Origin of the sequence: Aliiroseovarius sp. PTFE2010, from assembly GCF_049943335.1 — a bacterium.
Lineage (GTDB): Bacteria > Pseudomonadota > Alphaproteobacteria > Rhodobacterales > Rhodobacteraceae > JBNFVY01.
Window position 1 is genome coordinate 1 of record NZ_JBNFVY010000035.1, and the last position, 1,182, is coordinate 1,182.

A 1,182-nucleotide genomic window follows, 5' to 3' on the forward strand; every position below is an offset into this window, starting at 1 on the left:
ATGGCTAAGGAAAAGTTTGACCGCTCTAAACCGCACGTGAACATCGGTACGATTGGGCACGTTGACCACGGCAAGACCACGCTGACGGCAGCGATCACCAAGTATTTCGGTGATTTCAAAGCCTATGACCAGATTGATGGCGCACCCGAAGAAAAGGCGCGTGGGATCACGATTTCGACGGCCCACGTTGAATACGAGACGGACAACCGTCACTACGCGCACGTCGATTGCCCCGGCCACGCTGACTATGTGAAGAACATGATCACGGGTGCGGCGCAGATGGACGGCGGCATTCTGGTTGTGAACGCAGCGGACGGCCCGATGCCCCAGACGCGCGAGCACATCCTGCTGGCCCGTCAGGTTGGCGTTCCCGCGCTGGTCGTGTTCATGAACAAGGTTGACCAGGTCGACGACGAAGAGCTTCTTGAGCTGGTCGAAATGGAAATCCGCGAACTTCTGTCCGAATACGACTTCCCGGGCGACGACATTCCGATCATCGCGGGTTCCGCGCTGGCCGCTATGGAAGGGCGCGATCCTGAGATTGGCGAAAACAAGATCCGCGAACTGATGGAAGCTGTCGACAGCTACATCCCGCAGCCCGAGCGTCTGATCGACCAGCCGTTCCTGATGCCGATCGAAGACGTGTTCTCGATTTCGGGTCGTGGTACGGTTGTGACCGGTCGCGTTGAGCGCGGCGTGATCAACGTGGGCGACGAGCTGGAAATCGTGGGTATCAAGGACACCACGAAGACCACCTGTACCGGCGTTGAAATGTTCCGCAAGCTGCTGGACCGCGGCGAAGCGGGCGACAACATCGGCGCCCTGCTGCGCGGTATCGACCGTGAAGCGGTTGAGCGTGGCCAGGTTCTGTGTAAGCCCGGTTCGGTGACCCCGCACACCAAGTTCGAAGCCGAGGTCTACATCCTGACCAAGGACGAAGGTGGCCGTCACACGCCGTTCTTTGCGAACTATCGCCCGCAGTTCTACTTCCGCACGACGGACGTGACCGGCACGGTTGAACTGCCCGAAGGCACCGAAATGGTGATGCCGGGCGACAACCTGAAATTCGCGGTTGAACTGATCGCGCCGATCGCCATGGAAGACGGCCTGCGCTTCGCCATCCGCGAAGGCGGCCGCACCGTAGGCTCCGGCGTCGTCTCGAAAATCATCGAGTAAGCCGGG

General features: G+C 60.0%; 1 protein-coding gene. It reads left to right on the forward strand.

All coding sequences use genetic code 11. The annotated features are described in order from the left end of the window. Positions 1 to 1,176: elongation factor Tu (tuf, locus tag ACP2AV_RS15655; RefSeq protein WP_426373700.1), on the forward strand; the 1,176-nt coding region annotated here is incomplete at its 5' end. Positions 1,177 to 1,182: the final 6 nt, after the last annotated feature.